Annotated in this window: 16 protein-coding genes; 10 read left to right on the top strand and 6 right to left on the bottom strand. The window is 63.3% G+C overall.

Going from position 1 to position 14,016, the window contains the following annotated elements; all coding sequences use genetic code 11:
* Window positions 1-122: 122 nt before the first annotated feature.
* From HNS03_RS01990 to HNS03_RS01965, 6 genes are all read right to left on the bottom strand, one after another.
* Window positions 123-1,010, bottom strand: coding sequence for an MBL fold metallo-hydrolase (locus HNS03_RS01990; RefSeq protein ID WP_367192682.1), 888 nt, complete (start codon window positions 1,008-1,010; stop codon window positions 123-125).
* A 20-nt stretch (window positions 1,011-1,030) separates the two neighbouring features.
* A complete protein-coding gene (locus tag HNS03_RS01985; protein ID WP_367192680.1) occupies window positions 1,031-1,465 on the bottom strand; it encodes a DUF6691 family protein in 435 nt (144 codons plus the stop codon).
* A gap of 3 nt (window positions 1,466-1,468) precedes the next feature.
* Window positions 1,469-1,906 (bottom strand): YeeE/YedE family protein, encoded by a 438-nt coding sequence (locus tag HNS03_RS01980; RefSeq protein WP_367192679.1) that lies wholly within the window; start codon window positions 1,904-1,906, stop codon window positions 1,469-1,471.
* Window positions 1,903-2,112, bottom strand: coding sequence for a DUF2892 domain-containing protein (locus HNS03_RS01975; protein WP_367192678.1), 210 nt, complete (start codon window positions 2,110-2,112; stop codon window positions 1,903-1,905). Before HNS03_RS01975 ends, HNS03_RS01980 begins: the two co-directional genes overlap by 4 nt.
* Window positions 2,113-2,267: 155 nt before the next feature.
* The gene (locus HNS03_RS01970) at window positions 2,268-2,960 is read right to left on the bottom strand and encodes a Crp/Fnr family transcriptional regulator (RefSeq protein ID WP_367192677.1); all 693 of its coding nucleotides are present in this window, start codon (window positions 2,958-2,960) and stop codon (window positions 2,268-2,270) included.
* Between the two features lie 137 nt (window positions 2,961-3,097).
* Window positions 3,098-3,769, bottom strand: coding sequence for a Crp/Fnr family transcriptional regulator (locus HNS03_RS01965; RefSeq protein WP_367192675.1), 672 nt, complete (start codon window positions 3,767-3,769; stop codon window positions 3,098-3,100).
* Window positions 3,770-4,007: 238 nt separating this feature from the next.
* On the opposite strand from HNS03_RS01965, the gene HNS03_RS01960 reads away from it, so the two are divergent.
* From HNS03_RS01960 to HNS03_RS01915, 10 genes are all read left to right on the top strand, one after another.
* A complete protein-coding gene (locus HNS03_RS01960) occupies window positions 4,008-4,535 on the top strand; it encodes a sigma-70 family RNA polymerase sigma factor (protein ID WP_367192674.1) in 528 nt (175 codons plus the stop codon).
* Window positions 4,532-5,476 carry an anti-sigma factor gene (locus tag HNS03_RS01955; protein WP_367192673.1) on the top strand — a complete coding sequence of 315 codons (945 nt, stop codon included), beginning with the start codon at window positions 4,532-4,534 and terminating at the stop codon, window positions 5,474-5,476. The genes HNS03_RS01960 and HNS03_RS01955 overlap by 4 nt, the downstream gene beginning before the upstream one ends.
* Before the next feature lie 20 nt (window positions 5,477-5,496).
* Complete coding sequence (locus tag HNS03_RS01950) at window positions 5,497-5,973, top strand: hypothetical protein (protein ID WP_367192671.1); 477 nt, start codon at window positions 5,497-5,499, stop codon at window positions 5,971-5,973.
* A gap of 120 nt (window positions 5,974-6,093) precedes the next feature.
* Window positions 6,094-6,387 carry a hypothetical protein gene (locus tag HNS03_RS01945; protein ID WP_367192670.1) on the top strand — a complete coding sequence of 98 codons (294 nt, stop codon included), beginning with the start codon at window positions 6,094-6,096 and terminating at the stop codon, window positions 6,385-6,387.
* A gap of 383 nt (window positions 6,388-6,770) precedes the next feature.
* Entirely contained in the window at window positions 6,771-7,838 is a 1,068-nt protein-coding gene (locus HNS03_RS01940; protein WP_367192668.1) for a LysR family transcriptional regulator, read from the top strand.
* A 257-nt stretch (window positions 7,839-8,095) separates the two neighbouring features.
* Window positions 8,096-8,608, top strand: coding sequence for a TRAP transporter small permease (locus tag HNS03_RS01935; protein WP_367192667.1), 513 nt, complete (start codon window positions 8,096-8,098; stop codon window positions 8,606-8,608).
* Window positions 8,605-9,894, top strand: coding sequence for a TRAP transporter large permease (locus HNS03_RS01930; RefSeq protein WP_367192666.1), 1,290 nt, complete (start codon window positions 8,605-8,607; stop codon window positions 9,892-9,894). Before HNS03_RS01935 ends, HNS03_RS01930 begins: the two co-directional genes overlap by 4 nt.
* Before the next feature lie 30 nt (window positions 9,895-9,924).
* The gene (locus HNS03_RS01925; RefSeq protein WP_367192665.1) at window positions 9,925-10,953 is read left to right on the top strand and encodes a TRAP transporter substrate-binding protein; all 1,029 of its coding nucleotides are present in this window, start codon (window positions 9,925-9,927) and stop codon (window positions 10,951-10,953) included.
* Complete coding sequence (locus tag HNS03_RS01920) at window positions 10,950-12,386, top strand: FAD-binding oxidoreductase (protein ID WP_367192664.1); 1,437 nt, start codon at window positions 10,950-10,952, stop codon at window positions 12,384-12,386. Before HNS03_RS01925 ends, HNS03_RS01920 begins: the two co-directional genes overlap by 4 nt.
* A 132-nt stretch (window positions 12,387-12,518) precedes the next feature.
* Window positions 12,519-13,976, top strand: a complete 1,458-nt coding sequence (locus HNS03_RS01915; protein WP_367192663.1) for an aldehyde dehydrogenase — start codon at window positions 12,519-12,521, stop codon at window positions 13,974-13,976.
* Window positions 13,977-14,016: the final 40 nt, after the last annotated feature.

Raw genomic sequence — 14,016 nt, 5'->3', positions numbered from 1 at the left:
ACGGCCTTGGCTATCACCTTTTCCGGCTTCGCCATCCATTCTCGGCCGCGCAGCATCGCCTTCCAGTAGATCGGCGGCAGGATCCGCTCCTTCAGCAGCCATGCCGCCCGCGCCGAAGTCTGTCAGAGCCCGTTGAGAGGCACCTTCAGGAAGCGCTTGCCGCTGGTGTCCGCCGGCGGCAGCTCGCCGCCGCGCATGTTGACCTGTAAGGAGGGGATGATCAGCTTCGGCATGTCGAGCTGCGCATCGCGTTCGGTGCGGAACTTGACGAACTCTTCCTTGGTCTTGCCGCCGCCTACGTGGATGTTGTGGAGCTTCTCGTCGGCGACCGTGGTCTCCCAACGGATGTCGCGGCCGTTGGGGCCGTAGTCATGGCACATGAAAAGCCGTGTCTCGTCCGGCAGGCTCAGCACCTTCTGGATGGAATTGTAGAGCACGCTGGCATCGCCGCCGGGAAAGTCGGCCCGGGCGGACCCGCCGTCCGGCATGAACAGCGTGTCGCCGACGAAGGCGGCGTCGCCCATCACATGGGTCATGCAGGCCGGCGTATGGCCAGGCGTGTGGATGGCGAGGCATTCCATGCCGCCGACCTTGTAGGTGTCGCCATCGTCGAAGAGACGATCGAACTGCGAGCCATCGCGCTGGAACTCGGTGCCTTCGTTGAACACCTTGCCGAAAGTGTCCTGCACGACGGTGATGTTGCGTCCGATGCCGAGCTTGCCGCCGAGCTTGTCCTGGATGTAGGGCGCGGCGGAGAGATGGTCGGCGTGAACATGGGTTTCGATCAACCATTCGACCTTGAGGTCGTGCTGCTTCACCCACTTGATGATCTCGTCGGCATGGTCGTAGGTGATGCGGCCGGCGGCATAGTCGATGTCCATCACGGAATCGACGATGGCGCAGGCGTTGGAGCCGGGATCCTTGACCACATAGCTGATCGTGTTGGTTGCGGGGTCGAAGAAGCCTTTCACCTCGGGCTTCACGGACGTGTCGATCCGATATTCGCTCATGATTTCCTCCATTGTTGGGCTCAGGCCGATCGCTGGCGCACGGTGGTGACCCGCACCAGCACGTGGGCGATCGCCATCCCCGCCAGAAGTGCGGCGACAAAGACGAAAACCAACGGGTTTGCCGTCCCGAGCGCGGGCAGCGCTCCGCCTGGGCAGAAGCCCGCAATGCCCCACCCGATGCCGAACACGGCCGAACCCGCGATTAGGCGCGCATCGATCAGCTTCGTGTAGGGAAGCGAGAAATTGGGCGCGAAGATCGGAGCGCGGCGCGTGAAGACGAGACGGTAGCCAATCGCCGTGACCACCAGCGCGCCACCCATGACGAAGATGAGGGACGGGTCCCAGGTCCCGGCCACGTCGAAGAAGTTCAAGACCTTGGCCGGGTTCGCCATTCCCGAAATCGAAATGCCGATGCCGAAGACCAAGCCGGCGAGATAGACAAGTACGAGCCGCATTTTTCAGCCTCCGATCACGTGGCGAACGACAAAGACGGTGACGAAGGTCGCGGCCATGAAGCTCAGCGTGGCGACGATGGAGCGGACGGAAAACCGCGCCATGCCGCACACGCCGTGGCCGGACGTACAGCCGGAGCCGAAGGTCACGCCGATGCCGACAATGAAGCCGCCGATGACGAGTGCGGTCGGAGTCACGGGCACCTCGATTGCCGGCAGGCGACCGGTGACGGCCAGCACGACGAGCGGACCCGTGACCATGCCCAAAAGCAGGGCGACCCGCCATGCGACGTCGCCGGGGCGCCGGTCGAACACCGCGCCGGAGAGAATGCCGGTCGCGCCCATGATGCGGCCATTCAGAGCCATCAGCGCGACGGATGCGAGGCCAATCAGGATACCGCCGAACAGCGAGGCCCATGGGGTGAAATCAGTCTCTATCATCATCGGGAGGGGCAAGTCCTGATACCGAACACGCGATAAAGCGGGCATACGCCGACCAGCGCGGTCACCACGAAGATGGCAGCCACCGCCAGCAGCACCCAGTGAAGAGCACCCGCGGCGGCAAAGTCGGTTGCGAAGGCGATGAGGATCAACACGGCGGCCGCGACGAGGCGCAGTCCGCGATCCAACCTCCCCATATTCGTCGTCATCTCGTGCTCCTTGGCGAAACTCTGATCGGTTCACCATCGCACGAACGGGATAGAGACTTCGGTGACTTCGTCACAAAGTCGTCGTCAGGGAGGCGGGGGCGCATCGGGCCCGATCAGCGGGAACGGGTGCCGGCTCTCGACGGGTCGGCTATCGGTCAGCCCTCGCCGGCCGAGCGGACAAGCTGTTCGAGCCCGGCGCGGCCGACGATGCGAACCTCGCCGCGTGACTGCTGGACCCAGCCCCGGCGCTGAAATTCCGACAGCGTCCGCGAGATGACTTCGCGCGCCGTGCCGAGTTCGGTGCCGAGCACGGCGTGGGTGGCATGCACGACGCCGTCCGGGCCGGCGAGTTCCAGCAGCCGCGAGGCAAGCCGCACGTCCATGCGCTGGAAGACGATGTCGTCGATGAGGGTGAACAGGTCCGTGATGCGGCGGGAATAGGCGGTGAAGACGAACTCGCGGAACACCGCCGAGCGGGCGACCAGGTCATCGAACGTGGCGCGGGGGATGGCGACGGCCGTGACGTCGGTCTCGGCGATGCCGTCGGCCGAATAGTCTTCGAAGGCGAGCATGCAGGCGGTGGTCAGGACGCAGCTCTCTCCGGCATGCACCCGAAACAGAAAGACTTCGCGGCCGGTGTCGGAGCGCTGCTGGACGCGGACGGTGCCTTGAAGAAGAAGGAGCAGTCGGTCAGCCGACTGCCCCGGTTCGAACACCTGGGTGCCCGCGGGAACGGAGATGATCTGACTTCCTTTGACCAGATCGGCGCGAATGTCGTCCGGCAGCGCGCTCAGCCCGGCAAAATGGTCGATCCACCCCGCGTCCGTCTTTTCCGTGGTCTCCTGCATCCTGCACCTCTCGCCGCCGGCCCGAACAAGGCAGCCTCGCGTATCGATCCACACCAGGGCCTATCCCACCGGAATCGGTCACGTTCATGATTTCGGGTCTTCGGGACCTTAACCTATCGTGATCTAGGGTTCCGACCCTAGGCGTGCTGCGGTGGCAGCTTCTGGGCGTGTCTGGAGGTGAACGATCCCCGCGAGAGCCGCGATAGGGCGGCCGGTGCCGAGATCAGGATCCGTCCGCGTTCTTGAACGATCCAGCCGCGCTCGGCAAACACCTTGAGCCGCCGCGAGACGACCTCGCGGGCGGTGACGAGATCGTCGGCGATCTCGCGATGGGTCGCGACCATCGCGCCGGCCTGCGCATGGGCCAGGAGCCAGTCGGACAATCGCCCGTCGAAACCGATGGCGGCGTCCGCCGACAGGCGGGCGAAGAAGGCCGGGAGCCGATGGGCGTGGCTGGCGAAGATCGCGCCGCGCACGTTCGGGTGCTCGTGAATCAGGCGGACGAAGATGTTCGGATCGAGTTCGATCCAGGAGGATGGCGCCAGGCAGGTGGCGCGCGCTGAGAATGCGGCGCCCGATAGGATCGCCGCCGTGATCGGCATGCAATCCTGCTGGCCGCTTGTCCGGCATTCCGCCCAGGGCACTGTCCGTCCCTTGGTACGGAAGCGCACCGAAAGCTGACCTCGCCGCAAAAACACGAACGCCTCCGGCCGACCCGCCCAGGCAAACGCCACCCGCCCCCGCTCGGCGCAATGCGGCACGCCACCGGCATCAAGGAAGGCTCGATCGAGGAAATGGGGCTCGCGCATGACAGGTCTCCGTCTTGAGCGGGCGAGCATGCCATGGCTTGGGTGCGGCGGACGGTGACAAGGTCACGCAAAACCCGAGCGGATCGGAGCGATCAGCGGCCCGATGGCCCCTTCCGGCAGGGGCTGGAAGTGCCGCCGCCAAGATTTTTCCTGCGAAAGCGTAAGCGGCGGTGGAACGATCCCGATGCGGGCGGCGTCCATACATCGAAAACGCCTTCAAAGCCTTTCGCGGTGATGGATGACGACGCAAGACAGCGATCTGGAATGGGCGATCACGCTGGAGATCCCGCATCTTCGCCGGTATGCGCGTTCGTTGACGCGCGACGCGGATGTGGCGGACGATCTCGTTCAGTCGGCATTGGAAACCGCGCTGCGCAAACGGCGGTCCTGGAAACGCACAGGGTCGGTGCGAAGCTGGATGTTTTCCGTTCTGCATCGCACCTTTCTCGACCAGCAGCGCGCCGCGCGCCGGCGCCGGCATTGGACCGGCCTGTTTCAATCGGAACGACATGACGACGTCGAAGCGTCTCCGCAGGAGGCTTGGGTGGAGCGTGCGAGCATTTTAGAGGCGCTCGGCCGGCTGCCCGACGATCAGCGCGCGGTGATCTTGCTCGTGGCCGTCGAAGGCTTTGGCTACGACGACGTCGCGCGCATTTTGAACGTTCCCGTCGGCACCGTCCGCTCGCGCCTGTCGCGCGGTCGGGAAGCGCTGAGCCGGCAGTGGGACGACCACGAAGAGCGCCCCCGTTTGAGGAGCGTGAAATGACGCAACGGCCAGACTCCGTCTCCGACCTCGACCTCATGGCCTATGCCGACGGGCTGCTCGACGCCTATCCGCAGCGAAAGCGGGCGATCGAGGCCTATCTTGTCGGCGCGCCGGAGGCCGCAGCCTATGTCGCGCGGATCAGCCGGCAGAACGAGGCCTTGCGCGCTTCCTGCAATGCGCTCCTGTCGGACGCCGCCGATCGGGTTCCGTCGGCCGCGCACCTTGCGGCCGGAAATGGCGCCCCACGGAACGCGCGCCGCTACGGCTCCCTCGCCGCCATGCTGTTGGCGGCCGTCGGGCTTGGCTGGTTCCTCGGCGAAAGTTCGAACGCGCCGTCGCCGGTCTCCGAGGCCTTCCTTGGCGAGGTGGCCGACCTGGATGCGCGGACGAGTGAGGATGCCTTTCCCCCCGCCATGCCGCTACAGGCCGCGGTCGACCGTCCCGAAGCGTCGGCGACGATGGGCGCCTATCAAGAGACATCCGCGATTCAACTCGTCGCGCCCGATCTGAGCGATCTCGGATTCCAATATGAGGGCATGCGGCTGGTTCATTCCGGCACGAACGATCTGGTTCAGTTGTCCTACCGGGTCGTCGGGACGTCGGATCAAACCATGCGCCTCTATATCGGGCCGGCGGCTCTGCCGGCCACGAAAGAGCGCGCGAGCATCGAAAGCCGTGACCGCACGCTCCACTATTGGCGCAGCGGGCCGTTTTCCGTGGTGACGACGTTCAGCGGCGAGACCCCGTTGTCGAACCGGCTCCTGGACCGGCTCGCCGAAGAGCAGCCGCTTTTGCAGATCGCGCCGCAGCCGCGCGGGATCCAGGTTCCGCAACCCGCCCTGAACGTCCAATCCCGTCCGGGTGCAGATCCACCGGCCGCCCGGCTGAAACAGCCTTTGTCCGGTACGGCGACATCGGCTGACGCCGCCAGCTTCAACTGACCTAGAGGATGTCAGGCGCAATGAAATTGTCCTGCCGAATGGGCGCGATGGGCGCCGCCGCTGCGGCACTGGCCGTCGTTTGGCTGTCCGCTTCCGTCGCGTCGGCGCAGGACCTCCCGGAGGAGGTCGAGCCGCTACTCGGCTGCCGCGAACTTCAGGACTCGCAAGAGCGCCTGGCCTGTTTCGATCGGGAAGTGGCATCGCTCGCGCCCGTGGAGGAAACGAATGCGCCCGGATCGCTGATGGAGTTCAACGGAGCCGGCGAGTGGACGTCTCCCGAGATCGACATCGATCAGCCGTGGCGTGTGGTTTGGTCCTCTCAGCAATCGATCTTTACGCTCGAACGGCGCACCGCCGACGATCAGCTCGATACCGTGATCGGCTTCAAAACCGGTGCCGGCGAAGGGCAGAGCGATGTCGGCCAACCCGGCACCTACCGCCTCGGCGTCCGCGGCAGCGAGGGAAGCTGGCACCTGACCGTGGTGCCGTCGCGATGACACGCCATCCCGCCTTTTCCGGAAGCTTTGCAAGCAAGAGAGCCTTACCGGCTCAAGCAACGTCTCATATTCGAAGCCCTTTTCCCGTCAATCGAACCCCAAGCGAAGGAGACGCGAAAAATGCGTACCATTCTCACCGCAACGTTCTTCCTGGCCGCCGTCAGCACCGGAGCCATGGCCCAGTCCCAGGCTCCGCAACAGCAGCAGCCGACCTGTGCTCAGGCGTTGCCGCAGATCGAACAGCTCAAATCCCAGGCCGATGAGCTCGGGATCGACACCTCGACGGCCACCAACCAGCTGGAGACGGCGCGAGACGCGCGGTCTTCGGGCGATGAACAGCAGTGCATGCAGGCCCTCGTCCTGGCTCAGCGCGACATCATGCAGCGCGCGGAAGCAAAAGGCCTGACCAACTAGAGCGTTTCCAGGCCAAGTGGAAACTGACTGGCCATTCGGAAACGTCGAAACAATAACTTAGACCCGCTCCGTGAGTTCTAGAAAAGCGGAACGGGTCTCGTTTTCTGTTTCCAATAGAATGGACCTGGCCCGGGCGACCTCCGGGCCGGGTCTTTGTTGGACACGCGTTGCCAATGAGGTTTTCGGGCCGACGAGACGTTAGACGTCTCCATTTCGTTTCCGCACACGCCTGTGTCGCGCCCCCACGATTTCATTGATTTCTTCCCAAAATATGTCCGCCCCGACCAAAGGGCGGTGGGCGAAGCGGGCTGTTGCAGCCTTGGCTTGCCGGGTATGGTTCGCCTCTTCGTGTCTCTTTGCGATGTGCGAGGGACTCCGCGCCGGTGGCGGGCCAGGTCTGTGGCGAGGGATCGGCCAATCTCATGGCCGACTGCTCGAAGGAAAACCTGATTCGCCTCGAATTCAGGGGCGACATGTCGGATCTCATTCGCAGTCTGCGAACCGTAAATCTCAATTTGCTGCCGATTTTCGCGGAGCTGCTGCGGTGTCGCAATGTGACGCGGGCGGCGGAGCGCCTGAATTTGACGCAATCGACAGTGAGCGGTGCGCTGCGTCAGCTTCGCGATATCTTTCAGGATGAGATCCTGGTCCAGCGCGGCCGCGAGATGCATCTGACGGAAAAAGCGCGCCGTTTGCATCCGGAGGTCGAGCGGCTAATCGAGTTGAGCAGCCGCCTGTTCCAGAAGGAATATTTCGACCCGCTGACCGCTCAGACGAATTTTCATGTGGCGACGGCCGACTATGTGTCCGCGCTGATGGCGTCGCGGATTGCGCGTGTTCTCAGTCGCGAAGCTCCCAATGTCAGCCTAACGCTTGCGCCCACGCCCGGTTCGTCGATCGCCGGCCTGCGACTGGGAACGCTGGACCTGATCATCTGCCCCAACCGACGCTCCAACCTGGAGGCTTGTGGTCTGGACGAGGGCGATACCGACTTCGGTTGCGAGACCTTTATGCATGAGGAGTGGGTGGCCATTCAGTGGGCTGAACACTCTTCGGTTGCCAACGAGGTGACCCGAGAGGAGTATTTCTCGCGACCGCATGCGATCTATTGCCGGACAGATGGCCGCAACACCATCGAGCAGGACACGCTGGAAGAAATGGGGATCCATCAGACCAACCAGTTCTTCGTTCCTTATTTCACGCTTCTGCCGCAGATGGTGGTCGGTACGAACCTTATCAGCGTCATCCCGAAAACGATGGCCGACCAGTATGCCAAGCAATACCCGGTCGCCATCTTCCCATTGCCCTACGACTTGCCGGGATTCGATATTGCGATGATATGGATCCGGAATCGCGAAGCGAATGCGGATCTCGCTTGGCTACGTTCCGTCATTCGTCGAACGGCTTCGACCTGTGAAGACGACATCGGCGCGGAAACACCGGAAACATAGTCCTCGGTTTTCTTGCCGGCCATCGCCCCTGCCGATACCTGATATCTGATTTCTCGATTTCCTCGCCTCGAGCGCCTGTGTTGTTAGACAAGAAACAACAAGCGCAAGTGATGCGGGGAGCAGGCGTCCATGGAATTCGTCATTGGCGGTGCCGGGAGATCGGCATCGGGCGGAAAGCGCTCCGAGCATCGCGCCCCGGATAGGGGCGGGGTCGTCTCGCCGACGGCCGCGACGGTGCGGCGCCAGGGCGCTCAAACATGCAACTAAGCGGAATTGCGACCGGGCTTGGTCGCCTCGGGAGCGGGGCATCCAATGTGTGCGCCGCGGTGACGCTTGCCGCCATCGTGGTGTTGATGGTGGTGGATGTGACGGCCCGCTACCTGTTCAACAGCCCGGTTCCCGGTGCGGGGGAAATTATCGAGCTCGCCATGGCGGTGCTTGTCTTTTCGGCGTTGCCAATGACTACGCTTCGGCGAGAGCACGTCACTCTCGACTATTTGGAACATCTGCTTCCGGCGAATGCCCAGCGGGTCGTCGGCGCGATCGCCGACATCGCGACGGCGGCGATCATCGGGTTTCTCGCCTGGCGGCTGATGGAAAAGTCAGCGACCATCGTCCGATACGGTGACACCACGCCCTATCTGAGCTGGCCGATCGCGCCGATTGCGATCTTCATGTCGGCAATGTCGGCGGTGACGGCCGTGCTCCTCGCCATCAGCGCGTTCCGTCCCCGTCGCCGCTATGAAAGCTTCGAAGAGGGCAGCCTATGACCGCCGTCGCGGCCGGCCTCGGCGGCATGTTCCTGCTGGTTGCCGGCGGGATCCCGATTGCGTTCGCCATGGCCTTAGCGGGATTCGTCGGCTTTGCGCTCGTGGTCGGCGTCTCGCCGGCGATGTCGATGGTCGGCCAGATCGCCTTCGATACGGTGATGAACTACAACCTGTCGGTATTGCCGCTGTTCATCCTGATGGGGAACTTCATCACGCGGGCGCGCCTGTCGGAAGATCTGTACACGGCCGCCCATGCCTTTGTCGGGCATTTCCGCGGCGGCATGGCGCTCTCGACGCTCATCGCCTGTGGCGGCTTTTCCGCTGTCAGCGGCTCGTCGCTGGCCACCGCCGCGACGATGTCGCGCGTGGCGATGCCGGAGATGCGTCGCTTCGGCTACAGCGACAGCCTCGCATCGGGCTCGATCGCCGCCGGCGGGACGTTGGGAATACTGATCCCGCCCTCCGTCGCGCTGGTGCTGTTCGGCATCATGACCGGCAACGACATCGGCAAGCTGTTCATCGCGGGCATTCTGCCCGGCCTTCTGGGCCTTCTCCTCTATTGTCTCGCGGTCCTGATCACCACCGGATTGGATCGGTCCTCCGGCCCTCCCGGCGTGCGCACGCCGTGGGCGCAACGGCTGAGGGTCTTGGGGCGCGTCTGGGGTGTCCTCTTCCTCTTCGCCGTTGTGATCGGCGGCATCTATCTCGGCGTTTTCACCACCACCGAGGCGGCCGGGATCGGAGCGGCGGTGGCTGCGGTCTTCGCTATTGTCCGCGGTGGCATGCGGGCGCGGGAGATCTACGGGACGCTTTTGGCAAGTGCCCGGATGACGGCGATGATTTTCGCCATCCTGATCGGCGCGATGATCTTCGCCAACTTCGTTAATGTCGGTGGGATCTTGCAGATGCTGGACGGGTTCCTTCGTGGCCTCGACCTGTCTCCGCTCGGCGTTCTGCTATCGGTCTTCGTGCTCTATCTGGTGCTGGGCATGGTGCTGGAGAGCATGTCCATGATGCTGCTGACCGTACCGATCTTCTATCCGCTGATGATGAGCTACGGCTACGATCCGATCTGGTTTGGCATCTTTGTCGTGGTGGTGATCGAGATCAGCCTGATCACGCCGCCGGTCGGGATGAATGTCTTCGTCTTGCGCTCGACGCTTCCGGACACGCAGACCTCGACGATTTTTCGCGGCGTGATGCCCTTCGTGGCTGCCGATATTTTGCGATTACTTCTCATCATCGCATTTCCCTGGCTGGTTCTGGTCTTGCCGGGGAGCCTCTGACGATCAATCAAATAAAGGGAGGACACACCTATGCTGAAGACACTCGCGAGCGCATCCGCGATCGTCCTTGCGATGGCGAACGCCGCCGCCGCCCAAGAAACGACGATCCGGTTCTCCGATTGGCTGCCGCCGACGCATCCCGTCACCACCGAAATGTTGAGACCTTGGGCCGCCAAGGTCGAGGAGGCGACCGAGGGCCGCGTGAAGGTTCAGTTCATTCCGGCGCTGGGCAAACCGCAGGCTCATTTTGACCTCGTGCGCGACGGTGTCGCGGACGCTGGAATGAGCGTGCAGGCTTATACGGCTGATCGTTTTCCTTCGGCCTATGGGTTCACGCTGCCTGGCTACGCCGACGACGCGACCACGGCCTCAGTTGCCTATTGGCGCACCTATGACGAGATGTTGAAGCCCCTGGGAGAGTTCGAGGACGTGCATCTTCTCGGGCTCTGGGCCCACGGTCCGGCGCATGTCTTCACCAGTAACGATGAAGTCAAGACGATGGACGACCTGGATGGGCTCAGGTTGCGGGCGACCGGCGGCATCGTGCAGGACGTCTCCGAGCAGCTCGGCATCGTGCCGCAGTTCTCCTCCGCAAGCGAAGCCTATGAGCTTTTGACCCGCGGCGTCGTCGACGGTGTCATGTTCAATTCCGACTCCGTCTACTCGTTCAATTTGCAAGACGGGTTGAACTATGCTTATCGCGTACCGGGCGGGCTGTATCGCGACGTCCACTACGTCATCATGAACAAAGACACGTACAACAGCCTGAGCGAGGCGGATCGGGCGGCGATCGATCGCGTGTCCGGCGAAGCGTTGGCCCGGTTGGCCGGCGAAGCTTGGGACCGGGTCGAGGGCGAGGCCTGGGAGAAAATGGAGGCCTCGGACTATACCATCAACGAGGCAAGCGAAGAGGACGTGGCGCATCTCCTGGAAGTCGCCGAGCCTCTGAAGCAAGCCTGGATCGCCCGCATGAAAGAGCAGGGCGCGGACGGCGAAGCCATCCTCGAAACCTTCGCCGGACATGTCTCCGAAGTCCAAGCGGAAACCTCCGCGCAATGAGCGTTGGAGACACGACCACGGTGCGCCAGAGGGCGCACCGCAGCGTTCTAACCGCAGCTCTGGGAGACCTGCGCGCGCTGCTTGGAGAGCGGATGTCGACGGGGGACTCCGTGCTGGCTCAGTACGGTCGCGACGAAAGCTGGCATCGCCCACAGTTGCCGGATGCCGTTGTCTTTCCCGAAACGACGAAGGACGTCTCGGACATTTGCGCCATCTGTTACCGCCACGAGGTTCCCATCATTCCTTACGGAGTTGGGTCCTCGGTGGAAGGGGCGCTGATTCCGGTTTCTGGCGGGGTTGTCGTCAGCTTGGGGCGAATGAACCAAGTGCTGAGCGTCGATCCGGGAAACTTCGATTGCACGGTGCAACCGGGCCTGCAGCGCCGGGCGTTGAATGAGTATCTTCGCGATACCGGCCTCACATTCACGGTCGATCCGGGGGCGGATGCCTCCATCGGCGGGATGGTTGCCACGCGCGCCAGCGGAACCAACGCGGTGCGCTACGGCACCATGGCCGATGTGGTCCGCGCGATGGAGGTCGTCCTGGTCGATGGAACGGTGATTAGGACTGGCACGCGGGCTGCCAAGTCGGCTGCGGGCTATGATCTCGGCCACCTCTTCATCGGCTCGGAAGGGACGCTCGGTATCGTCACGGAGATCACCGTTCGCTTGTTTCCGATTCCGGAGACGGTGGTGGCGATGACGTGTTGCTTCGAGACGTTGAAGCAAGCGGTGGACGCTTCGGTCGAGGTCATGCAGGCGAGCCTCCCCGTGGCGCGGATCGAGCTTCTGGACGATCTGATGATCGATGCGGTCAACAGCTATTCGAAGACCGCGATGCCGGTGGTTCCGCATTTGTTTTTCGAGCTGCACGGCGATCCTGAAAGCGTGCGACGGAACGCCGAGGCCGTTGAGGAAATGGTAAAGGCCGCCGGCGGCTTCAGCATCGAGTGGTCCGAGAATCGCGAGGAGCAAAACCGGCTTTGGCGCGCCCGGCACGATTGTGCCTATGCCTGCATGGCCTATCGCCGGCCTCGAAAGATGCTGACCACGGATGTGTGTGTGCCCATTCCCGCGCTGACCGATTGCATTCTGTCGGCGAGCGAGGACGCCAAGGCGAACGACATCGTTGCGCCGGTTCTCGGCCATGTGGGTGATGGCAACTTCCACATGGTTCTTCTGATCGATCCCGATGACGTCGACGAGATCCGGCGGGCCGAAGGTGTCAGCCGTCGATTGGTCGAGCGCGCCATCGCGGCAGGCGGCACCTGTACCGGTGAACACGGAGTCGGGCTCGGAAAAAGGGACTATCTAGTCTTGGAGCATGGGTCCGCCGCCGTCGAGACGATGCGAGCGATAAAGCGTGCGCTCGATCCGAAGGGGCTCATGAACCCGGGGAAAATACTTCCCGAGTCGCAGATCGATACCGCATGAGGGCGGATCCGCCAGGTAATTCGCGTAGTGAAATCGCGTTAGCCGATACCTGATATCCGAAATCTCAATTTCAGCGCTGGGAGTACTTGTTGTTAGACACGAAAAAACAAGGTCAAATTGTGCGGGGAGCACATGTCCACGGAAACTCTTCTGGTCATCGATAACGTTGCGCGGCCGGCGTCGAGCGGTCGTACCTACGAACATCGCAACGCTGTGAGCGGAGACGTCGTCACACGGGCGGCTTCGGCCGGCGCGGACGATGCAACTCTCGCCGCGGACTCCGCGCACGCCGCTTTCGCCACATGGTCCCGCACGGGCCCGACCGAGCGCCGCCGGATTCTCCTCGCCGCGGCGGACTGCCTTGAGGCGAAGACGGCGGAGTTCATTTCGGTCATGGCTTCGGAGATCGGAGCCTCTCAGCTTTGGGCCGGCTTCAACGTCATGCTTGCCGCCAATCTATTTCGCGAAGCCGCTTCTCTGGCTACGCAGATTCAGGGCGAGACCATTCCGACCGACAAGCCCGGCACGCTGTCGATGACCGTGCGTCAGCCGGTCGGCGCCGTTCTCAGCATCGTGCCCTGGAACGGGCCGGTTGTCCTCGCTGCCCGTGCCATCGCCTATCCGATCGTCTGCGGCAACACGGTTGTGTTCCGTGCTTCCGAAAGCAGCCCCCGGACCCATATGCTTGTGGCGGAGGCTCTTTACGAAGCGGGCCTGCCGGCTGGCGTGCTGAACGTGGTGACCAATGCGCCGGCCCAAGCCGAAGAGGTGGTCGACACGCTGATCGCCCATCCGGCAATCCGCCGCGTGAACTTCACCGGGTCGACGCGCGTCGGGCGCATCATCGCGGAAAAAGCCGGTCGGCATCTCAAGCGCTGTCTGCTGGAGCTTGGCGGCAAGTCGCCGATGGTGGTCCTCGATGACGCCGATCTCGACGCCGCCGTGCGCGCCGCAACGTTCGGCGCCTTCCTCTATCAAGGGCAGATCTGCATGACGACCGGGCGCATCATCGTCGACGAGCGCATCGCCGATGATTTCGTGGCTCGGCTTGCGGCGCGGGCGGCCGACCTATCGGTTGGCGATCCGACGATCAGGGGTGACTGCGTCATCGGTCCGCTGATTGGCTCCGGTGCGGGCGAGCGTATCCATGCCCTGATCGAAGACGCCGTTGCGAAGGGTGCGACCGTTGTAACGGGCGGGGGAAGCTCCGGCGCTCAGATGTCGGCGACGATCGTCGACCACGTGACCGCAGCGATGCGGATCTACGACGAGGAAACGTTCGGTCCTTGCACCGTCGTGGTTCGTGCCAAGGACACCGAAGACGCTGTCCGGATCGCCAACGATACCGAATATGGCTTGTCTGCCGCCGTTTTCGGTCGTGACGTCACGCGCGCTCTCGACGCAGCGATGCGGATCGACGCCGGCTGCTGTCACGTCAACGGCTCGACCGTGCAGAACGAAGCCCAGGCCCCTTATGGCGGCATGAAGGCCAGCGGCTATGGCCGCTTCGATGGGCGGGCGGTGATCGACGAATTCACCGAGCTGAAATGGGTCACGGTCGAACCCGCCGATCAGGCCTACCCGTTCTAACCCTTCCCGCTGGCACAGGGATGGTCGCGCGGGGGCATCG

The sequence above is a fragment of the Amorphus sp. 3PC139-8 genome, from assembly GCF_040750475.1.
Taxonomy (GTDB): Bacteria; Pseudomonadota; Alphaproteobacteria; order Rhizobiales; family Amorphaceae; genus Amorphus.
Note: the sequence above shows the minus strand (reverse complement) of the source record. Positions and strands in the feature narration are given on the sequence as shown.

Bases quoted from the DNA above. Each gene is read 5' to 3' on its own strand.
- HNS03_RS01945 (WP_367192670.1), top strand. From the start codon at position 6,094: ATGCGTACCATTCTCACCGCAACGTTCTTCCTGGCCGCCGTCAGCACC.
- HNS03_RS01960 (WP_367192674.1), top strand. From the start codon at position 4,008: ATGACGACGCAAGACAGCGATCTGGAATGGGCGATCACGCTGGAGATC.
- HNS03_RS01965 (WP_367192675.1), bottom strand. From the start codon at position 3,769: ATGCGCGAGCCCCATTTCCTCGATCGAGCCTTCCTTGATGCCGGTGGC.
- HNS03_RS01975 (WP_367192678.1), bottom strand. From the start codon at position 2,112: ATGACGACGAATATGGGGAGGTTGGATCGCGGACTGCGCCTCGTCGCG.
- HNS03_RS01950 (WP_367192671.1), top strand. From the start codon at position 5,497: ATGAAATTGTCCTGCCGAATGGGCGCGATGGGCGCCGCCGCTGCGGCA.
- HNS03_RS01920 (WP_367192664.1), top strand. From the start codon at position 10,950: ATGAGCGTTGGAGACACGACCACGGTGCGCCAGAGGGCGCACCGCAGC.
- HNS03_RS01935 (WP_367192667.1), top strand. From the start codon at position 8,096: ATGCAACTAAGCGGAATTGCGACCGGGCTTGGTCGCCTCGGGAGCGGG.
- HNS03_RS01990 (WP_367192682.1), bottom strand. From the start codon at position 1,010: ATGAGCGAATATCGGATCGACACGTCCGTGAAGCCCGAGGTGAAAGGC.
- HNS03_RS01925 (WP_367192665.1), top strand. From the start codon at position 9,925: ATGCTGAAGACACTCGCGAGCGCATCCGCGATCGTCCTTGCGATGGCG.
- HNS03_RS01930 (WP_367192666.1), top strand. From the start codon at position 8,605: ATGACCGCCGTCGCGGCCGGCCTCGGCGGCATGTTCCTGCTGGTTGCC.
- HNS03_RS01970 (WP_367192677.1), bottom strand. From the start codon at position 2,960: ATGCAGGAGACCACGGAAAAGACGGACGCGGGGTGGATCGACCATTTT.
- HNS03_RS01980 (WP_367192679.1), bottom strand. From the start codon at position 1,906: ATGATGATAGAGACTGATTTCACCCCATGGGCCTCGCTGTTCGGCGGT.
- HNS03_RS01955 (WP_367192673.1), top strand. From the start codon at position 4,532: ATGACGCAACGGCCAGACTCCGTCTCCGACCTCGACCTCATGGCCTAT.
- HNS03_RS01915 (WP_367192663.1), top strand. From the start codon at position 12,519: ATGTCCACGGAAACTCTTCTGGTCATCGATAACGTTGCGCGGCCGGCG.
- HNS03_RS01985 (WP_367192680.1), bottom strand. From the start codon at position 1,465: ATGCGGCTCGTACTTGTCTATCTCGCCGGCTTGGTCTTCGGCATCGGC.